Source organism: Methanofollis sp., assembly GCF_028702905.1.
GTDB lineage: Archaea > Halobacteriota > Methanomicrobia > Methanomicrobiales > Methanofollaceae > Methanofollis.
This window is the reverse complement of record NZ_JAQVNX010000103.1, coordinates 1-7,461: the sequence shown is the minus strand read 5'-3', so window position 1 is coordinate 7,461 and position 7,461 is coordinate 1. Positions and strand designations below refer to the sequence as shown.

Genomic DNA, 7,461 nt, shown 5'->3' with positions numbered 1-7,461 from the left:
GAACGTGATCGGCGGCTGCGAAGAGACGACGACCGGCATCCACCGCCTCCGCTCGATGGCGGCCGAAGGCGCGCTGAAGTTCCCGGTGGTCGCGGTGAACGACACCCCGATGAAACGCCACTTCGACAATGTCCACGGCACAGGCGAGAGTTCGCTCTCCGCGATCATGGCGACCACAAACTGCCTCCTTGCCGGCAAGTTTCTGGTCGTGGCAGGCTACGGCTTCTGCGGCGGCGGCGTGGCGCGGAAGGCCCGCGGCCTTGGCGCACGCGTGATCGTCACCGAGGTGGACCCGCGCCGCGCCCTTGAAGCGCACATGGACGGCTTCACCGTGATGCCGATGGACGAGGCGGCGAAGTTCGGCGAGATCTTCATCACGACGACGGGGAACACCTCGATCCTCACGGAGCGCCACTTCGGCACGATGCAGGACGGTGCGATCCTCTCCAATGCAGGCCACTTCAATGTCGAGATTGATGTTGCATGGCTGGAAGCCCACGCGGACAGGATCGAGCGCCGCGACGGCATCGACACCTATGTCTTCGGCGAGAAGAAGATCCATGTCCTTGCCGAGGGCCGCCTGGTGAACCTGGCGACACCGAAGGGCATGGGCCACCCGATCGAGGTCATGGACCTCTCCTTCGCCCTCCAGGCCCTCTCCGCCCGGTACATGGCCGAGCACGGGAAGGACCTCTCTCCGGGCGTCTACGATGTCCCGAACGTCATCGACGAGGAAGTCGCGGAGAGGAAGCTCGCCTCCCTGGGGATCGCGATCGACGTCCTCACCGACGAGCAGAAGCACTACATGTCCGCGTGGAATATCGGGACATAATAACTCTTTTTTTGGCTCTGGTGCACCGCTCATGAAACGACGTTTCAGGCGGTTCTTTGAAAGTTACCCAGGTGGTTTTCAGGGTACATCCTCATACTGAGGGTATCCCCCGATCCCGGATCGGGACGATTTCCAGCCCCTTTCCCTCCCCCTCCCCGGCACCGGGAGGGGGCCGGGAGAGGAAGACATTACCTGCAATCATATCTGCGGCCTGAGGGCGTTGAGTCCTGCCGGATTTCATTCTGTTCTGCCCCCGGACCCCGGTATGCCCGGATCGCCGGATCTCCCCGGTATGGCCCTGAACGGGAGATGGGATCCCCTGTTTGGGGGCAGATCCGGGCGTATTTGACCCGGGCCGTGCCCCGAGGGGCCACGCCCCCCTGACCTGCAGGCACCACGCGGATAGGATCCGGGGGATTTCTCCCGGGCCCCTCCCCCACCCCACAACACCTATATCCCCTGCCGCCGAAGACCCGCCCATGCCTTTTGTCACGCGGGCCAGGAACTTCATGTTCGACCAGGGTGTCCTCTGCTCCAGCAGGTATTGCACTCTGATGGTCGAGACAGTCAGGTACCTCCTCGACCACGCGGTCGGCCTGGAGCGCGCGGTGCCGACGGCCGAGCTCCTCGCCCACCTCCTCGCCGAAGGCTATGAGATCAGCCACGAGGAGTGGAAGAAAGAAGTGCTCCAACCACTGGAGCAGCAGGGGGTCTTCTTCGGTGTGACCAGCTCGGACAGGATGTTTCTCATCGCCGCGCCCGGCGATGCACAGGCGACGCTCACCTATTATCAGAGCAGGATCCAGGAGCAGACGCAGAGGATGGCCGTCCTGAAGAGATTGCTCGACGAGGCCGGGTGGAGCAAAAAGATCCCGTACAACTGAACTGCCCGGGAAACTGTTATCCCCATTCCCGGCGACCGCGTGAGGCATGGTGCCCTGCGCCAGCCCTCTCGCGGCGGCAGGGATCCCGGCATGGTCGTCCTCCTCTCCGAGTCCGTTTGTCGTCTGGATACTTGTTTGTAGCATGCCTTCATCCCCTGGGGGTGCCCCCTCATCCGGTGTGCGGCGTCTCTGATCCATGCTTTCGGCCCATCCGCAGCAGGGCCTTTCTCCCCGTCCAATGCATGTTTCGACAATTATATTTCCCATGGATTTTTATATCTCCGATAACTTTAATCAGATATCAAGGGATCCATAGGGCGGCATTGAGGTGCTTGGAGGATGAGATCCGATACGTCGGAGCGAAACATATGTGGTGCAGATTCGAGACTCCGTCGGATCGGTGATGCCTTTGGCGACGCGATCGTCGTTCTCAGGCCTGACAACACCATATGCTACTGGAACCCGGCGGCTGCATCTCTCTTTGATTATTCTGCAGACGAAATTCTGGAAAAAAATATTTCGACGATCTTTCCGGGACAGCAGAGGGCATGGGCCCGGAAAATCTCGGACGGGTCTGCCCTCACGCTGGAAGCGGAGGGCCTCTGCAAGGACGGCACCCGGATTCCCCTTGTGATCACGGTGTCATGGCTGGAAAGTGAGACCCGGCCTCTGGTTCTGATGGTGATCGAAGATCGTTCTCACGAGAAGGAAGTGGAGGAGCGGGAGTGCCAGCACCTTCGGGATCTCCAGTTCCTCTCCGCCGCTTCGATGCATTTTGTCGAGTTCAAAGAGGACGAAATCTATGACTATATCGGAGAGGAGATCCGGACACAGGTACCTTGTTCGGTTGTCGTCATCGCCTCCTATGACGCGGCATCGAACAGGTACACGGTTCGTACCATCTCCGGTGATGGTATGGTCCTCGGGAAAATCATGAAGATATTGAGGGAATGGATCTATGACATGAGATTCCCGTCGCGCTCCGCGATCGAGTCCGGACAGATCCCGGGCACCTTCCAGAAACTGGGCAATGACATCCATTACCTCACCTCGGGAAATATCCCTGAATCCGTATGCCGCCTTATCGAGAAGGTCTATCCCATCAAGTGCATCTATACAATGAGTATCGCCAGAAATGGACGCCTCTTCGGAAATGTCTCCGTCGTTGTCACCGAAGAGGTGGCCCCCGAGAGGCTTGACGTGCTCCAGACCTTTGTCAATCTGGCAGCGGTCGCGTTCCACCGAAAACACGCCGAAGAAACTGTTTTAGAGGAAAAAGAGCGGCTTTCCGTAACTCTAGCGTCCATCGGGGATGGGGTCATCGCCACCGACACCGATGGTCGGATCGTCCTGATCAACAGTGTTGCCGCGAGTCTCACCGGATGGACGGAGACGGAAGCTATCGCCCGCCCACTTGGTGATGTCCTTCGTCTCGCCGATCCCTCCACGCACTCTCCCCTCCCCTCGCCTGTCCCGTGCCGGGAGGGCGACCCCGTCGAGTGCCTCCTCCTCTCACGATCTGGATCAGGATGTCCGGTATCCTACAGCAGTGCGCCTATCAGGGGCGGTGCCGATCGGATCTTCGGCAACGTGCTGATTATCAGGGACATCACCCTCGGAAAGAAGATCGAGGAGGAGCGGATGAAGGCAGAGAAACTCGGGTCTCTGGGGGTGCTCGCCGGAGGGATCTCCCATGACTTCAACAACATCCTCACCGCAATCCTCGGCAACATCACTCTCGCAAAAGGCGACCTTGCGCCAGGTACATTTGCCTTTGAGCGTATTAATGAAGCGGAGAGAGGGATCGAAAGGGCGAAGGAGATCACCGCCCAACTCCTCGCCTTCTCTACGGGCGGAGCCCCTGTCCGGTCCCTCACAGCCCTCCCTGGTTATATCGGAGATGTCGTGGAATCCACCCTGAGCGGATCAAATGTCAGATGTGTTCTCTCTTTTGATGATGATCTCAGGCCCGTGCACATCGATACCAGACAGTTTTCCAGTGTGATCAGGAACCTGGTGGTCAATGCCGTACAGGCGATGCCGGGCGGCGGCCTGATCAGGATCAGGGCGGAGAATGTCGTGCTGCCTGAGGGGAACGCGGCTATGCTGCCTGAGGGGGACTATGTCAGGATCCGGGTGGAGGATGAGGGGCCGGGCATCCCTCCTGATCTGCTGTCCGGGATCTTCGACCCCTATGTGGCCATGAAGAAAGGGGGGGATGGTCTGGGCCTTGCCGCCGCCCGTACGATCATTCAAAATCATGGCGGCCGGATCACGGCAGAGTCCCCCCGAGGTGGGGGAGCTGTTTTTGTCATTCTTCTCCCTCCCGCGGGGTACCTCGACCCGGGCGGCGAGGAGAGTGGTTTCGATGCTGGTACACGTCCGGCAGGGCCGGGGAGGATCCTCCTGATGGACGACGACGATGGGATTCTGGAGGTGGCCGGCATATTGATACAGCGTCTTGGATATGGTGTTGTCACTGCATCCTGCGGCGAGGAGGTGGTCGAATGTTACCGACATGCAATGGCCGGAGGCCGCCCCTTCGATGCTGTCATTCTCGACCTCACCGTTCCGAAGGGGATGGGCGGCGTCGAGACTGTTGGAGTGCTCCGGACCATGGACTCCCGGGTGCGGGCGATCGTTTCCAGCGGGTACTCAGCAAAACCCGTCATGGCCGAGTATGAAAAATATGGGTTCTGTGCCGTCCTTAGAAAACCGTACACCGGAGCGGAACTTGCAGACGTGCTGAATAGAGCAATACATCCTGATGAGAAGATAAACGGTCATACGGGTCTGTCGTCCCGCACGCAGTAGAGATACTCCTGGGCCCACCCGGCGTACCTGCCGAAGTGCTCCCATGCAAAGTCCCTGATCTCCCTGTACTCCTTTGCGGTCATCGCCCCCTCCTCTCTGAGGTGGGGGAGGTACGAGCGGCGCATGATCCGGCGTATCCACACGTCCACAGGGAAGGCCTCGTACTTCTGGAAGGCGAAGAGGAGGATGCAGTCCGCGGCCTTCGGGCCCACGCCCGGGAAACGGAGGAGTTCCTTCCTCGCATCCTCGTATGGGAGGGCGGCTGTCCTCTCCGCCCAGGTGGGGTCTTCGACGCACATCGCCGCGGTCCGGCAGACGTACGGCGCCCGGTAGCCCATCACGCACCCTTCCCGCAGGGAGGACTCGGTCGATGACGCCAGTTCATCGGCCGTCGGGAAGGCATGGCCGCCGCCCGGGAGGGGCCGGCCGTAGCCCTCGGCAAGCAGCCGCACCCTTTTCCTGATCACCGGGATGTTCGCATTCGTGGCGCAGATGTACGAGATCAGGGTCTCGAAGGGCTCCTGCCGCAGGAGGCGCAGGCCCAGGCAACGGTCGATGGCCGCGTGGACCACGGGGTCGCGGTCGACCGAGGCGAGGATGCCGGGGAGGTCGAGGTCCAGGGCAAGGTACCGCCTGACAAAACTCTCGTCCGCGCCGCGGAAGGAGAGCAGAGATCCGTCCTGCCTGATCCGGATCCCACGGCCGCCCGCGACACCGTGCCACCACCCGTCCTCGGTCTTCTCCCACCTGAAGGCCTGACCGCAGCCCAGGGTGGCGTCGAGGTCGAAGGGCTCGTCCCTGCCCAGAGCGATCCTGCAGATCTCTGTCATCCGAAAAAAAGAGGTTTATTCATTCTGTTCGCATGAACAGCCCGAGTAGATGCGGGACTGCACGTCCTTGCCGAGCTTCCCGATCGCGTCCGAACGGCAGCGGGCGCAGTGGCGCATCTGTTTGATATAGGGGGCGCAGGAGTCCTGCATCGCCTTCTTCTCCGCCGGCGTCGGCGGGGTGATCCCGGCGAACTTGTACTGCGGGATCAGGGGGATCAGGTTGAAGGAGAACGCGCCCATCTCCCCGGCCTTCTGTGCGATCTCGACGATGTGCTCGTCGTTGACCCCTGGTATATAGACCGTGTTCACCTTCACGAACATCTTCCTCTCCACGGCCATCCTGATCCCTTCGAGCTGGTTTTTCAGGAGGACCTCGGCCGCCTCGCGGCCGGTGTAGCGCGTGCCGTGGTAGTCGACGAAGGAGTAGATCTTCTCGCCGATCGCGGGGTCGACGGCATTGAGGGTGACGGTCACGTTGCCGACATCATACTTCGCAAGCTTGTCGATCTTCTCGGGGAGGAGGAGGCCGTTTGTGGAGATGCACATGATCAGGTGGGGGAAGGCCTCGTGGATAAGGCGGAGAGTCTCGAAGGTCTCCTCGTTTGCGAGGGGTTCGCCTGGCCCCGCGATCCCGATCACCTTCACGTACGGAAACTCCCCCATCACCTTTGTGACCAGGTCCACTGCCTCCTCTGGCTTCACCACGCGGGAGGTCACGCCGGGCCTGCTCTCGTTCACGCAGTCGAAGTCACGCACGCAGTAGTTGCACTGGATATTGCACTGCGGTGCGACCGGCAGGTGGCAGCGCCCGAAGGTGTGGCAGGCGGTGTCCGAGTAACAGGGGTGCTCCTGGATCTTCCGCAGCTGCTCGGGGTCGTAGGGCACCTCCTGGTCCCCGACTTTCGCTTTCCGGTATGCTTCGTCGGCCATAACAAACAACACAGTATAGTCATCACCTCGCTATATTACCATTCGGGTCGTGGCCCACGGGAGAACGCTTATATTGCGCCCGGCCGATTCTCGTCCATGGACACGAAGTTATCCATCCTCCTTGCCCTCTGCTTTCTTGCCGTCTCCCTCGCGGCCGGGTGCGCCACCGTGCCGGCCGACAGGCAGACCCCGGCGCCGACGACGGTCGTGACGGCGACGCCGACCCTCCCGCCGGTGGAAAGCCCGGTGCTCGTCGTCGACCCCCGCCTCTCTGAAATGAAGATCGATCTTTCTGCCGTGGAGAGGAGCGACGGCTCTGGCGTCACTCTCAAACTCGCCACAGACCCGGCGGGTGCGGCGATCGCACGGGACGGCGTCGACGTCCTTGCCACATTCTTTGCCTATAACACCGCAGAAAAATCCGGCTTTGTCCCTTCGTCGGCAAACGAGGTACGAAAGGCAGGCATCCCGTACAAGACCGTCTTCTTCTCCGTCTATGACGCCCCGGTCCGGGTGCAGGCAGAACTGCCCCGAGAGTCCGAACAGAAGAACCTGCAGGTCGGGGAGGCGTATGTCTATGGTGCGGTCGTCATGGTGAGGGACTAAAAAGAGGGGTTTTTTCAGGTGTCGCAGTTCGGGGTCTTCGGATTCCTCTCCTGGACCGCCACCCTTCCCTTCGGGGTGATGGCGATCGAGGTGAATGTATAGGGGTCTGACGATGCGCGGAGATGGACCTCGATCACGCCCTCTCTCTGGAGTTCCCGCACCGCCATGCTCACCTCGGCCGGCGCAAGGCCGGTCATCTGGGAGAGTTCTTTGCCGGAATACTGGCGCATTTTGCTCCCGGCAAGGGCATACAGGATATTTTCTGCATTTTTGCTGATCTTTTCCATGGTTCTCCTCTGTGGGATCAGGATGCTCTCAGTAGAGCCCCTTATATGATAAAACCTTCGTATTTCCTGGAATCGCCCCTCTACGGGAGCAGTTAAACAGATCTCAGTTCCCGCCCTCGAATATGGCAATGTATATAATGCGGGGGGTCCAGATAGTAAAATTACCATGAAAAAGAGCATCTTTGTGCTTTTTGCAGCAGTCATGATCGTTGCTGCATTTGCATGCGGCTGTACCGGCACCGGGGACGTGACCCCGACGCCGACGGTAACGCCGACCG

Annotated in this window: 7 protein-coding genes; 4 read left to right on the top strand and 3 right to left on the bottom strand. The window is 60.4% G+C overall.

Going from position 1 to position 7,461, the window contains the following annotated elements; all coding sequences use genetic code 11:
* The 3 genes from PHP59_RS10510 to PHP59_RS10500 form a co-directional block, all read left to right on the top strand.
* Nucleotides 1–832, top strand: an 832-nt coding sequence (locus tag PHP59_RS10510; RefSeq protein WP_300166718.1) for an adenosylhomocysteinase, incomplete at its 5' end; no start/stop codon positions are given.
* A 479-nt stretch (nucleotides 833–1,311) separates the two neighbouring features.
* Nucleotides 1,312–1,716 carry a hypothetical protein gene (locus tag PHP59_RS10505; protein ID WP_300166716.1) on the top strand — a complete coding sequence of 135 codons (405 nt, stop codon included), beginning with the start codon at nucleotides 1,312–1,314 and terminating at the stop codon, nucleotides 1,714–1,716.
* Nucleotides 1,717–2,055: 339 nt separating this feature from the next.
* Nucleotides 2,056–4,530 (top strand): PAS domain-containing protein, encoded by a 2,475-nt coding sequence (locus PHP59_RS10500; RefSeq protein WP_300166714.1) that lies wholly within the window; start codon nucleotides 2,056–2,058, stop codon nucleotides 4,528–4,530.
* On the opposite strand, the gene PHP59_RS10495 is transcribed toward PHP59_RS10500, so the two are convergent.
* Together PHP59_RS10495 and nifB are read right to left on the bottom strand one after the other, a co-directional pair.
* A complete protein-coding gene (locus PHP59_RS10495; RefSeq protein WP_300166712.1) occupies nucleotides 4,500–5,360 on the bottom strand; it encodes a DNA glycosylase in 861 nt (286 codons plus the stop codon). The two genes, PHP59_RS10500 and PHP59_RS10495, sit on opposite strands and share 31 nt — an antisense overlap.
* A 15-nt stretch (nucleotides 5,361–5,375) precedes the next feature.
* Nucleotides 5,376–6,290, bottom strand: coding sequence for a nitrogenase cofactor biosynthesis protein NifB (gene nifB, locus PHP59_RS10490; RefSeq protein WP_300166710.1), 915 nt, complete (start codon nucleotides 6,288–6,290; stop codon nucleotides 5,376–5,378).
* Nucleotides 6,291–6,386: 96 nt separating this feature from the next.
* Here nifB and PHP59_RS10485 point away from each other — a divergent pair, with 96 nt between their 5' ends.
* Nucleotides 6,387–6,896 carry a hypothetical protein gene (locus PHP59_RS10485; protein ID WP_300166708.1) on the top strand — a complete coding sequence of 170 codons (510 nt, stop codon included), beginning with the start codon at nucleotides 6,387–6,389 and terminating at the stop codon, nucleotides 6,894–6,896.
* A 14-nt stretch (nucleotides 6,897–6,910) separates the two neighbouring features.
* Here the strand turns inward: PHP59_RS10485 and PHP59_RS10480 are convergent, their stop codons facing one another.
* The gene (locus tag PHP59_RS10480) at nucleotides 6,911–7,183 is read right to left on the bottom strand and encodes a hypothetical protein (RefSeq protein WP_300166706.1); all 273 of its coding nucleotides are present in this window, start codon (nucleotides 7,181–7,183) and stop codon (nucleotides 6,911–6,913) included.
* Nucleotides 7,184–7,461 lie beyond the last annotated feature (278 nt).

What these genes read in the sequence shown, in the direction of transcription:
- PHP59_RS10495 (WP_300166712.1), bottom strand. Translation starts at nt 5,360, where the DNA reads ATGACAGAGATCTGCAGGATCGCTCTGGGCAGGGACGAGCCCTTCGAC.
- PHP59_RS10485 (WP_300166708.1), top strand. Translation starts at nt 6,387, where the DNA reads ATGGACACGAAGTTATCCATCCTCCTTGCCCTCTGCTTTCTTGCCGTC.
- PHP59_RS10480 (WP_300166706.1), bottom strand. Translation starts at nt 7,183, where the DNA reads ATGGAAAAGATCAGCAAAAATGCAGAAAATATCCTGTATGCCCTTGCC.
- nifB (WP_300166710.1), bottom strand. Translation starts at nt 6,290, where the DNA reads ATGGCCGACGAAGCATACCGGAAAGCGAAAGTCGGGGACCAGGAGGTG.
- PHP59_RS10505 (WP_300166716.1), top strand. Translation starts at nt 1,312, where the DNA reads ATGCCTTTTGTCACGCGGGCCAGGAACTTCATGTTCGACCAGGGTGTC.
- PHP59_RS10500 (WP_300166714.1), top strand. Translation starts at nt 2,056, where the DNA reads ATGAGATCCGATACGTCGGAGCGAAACATATGTGGTGCAGATTCGAGA.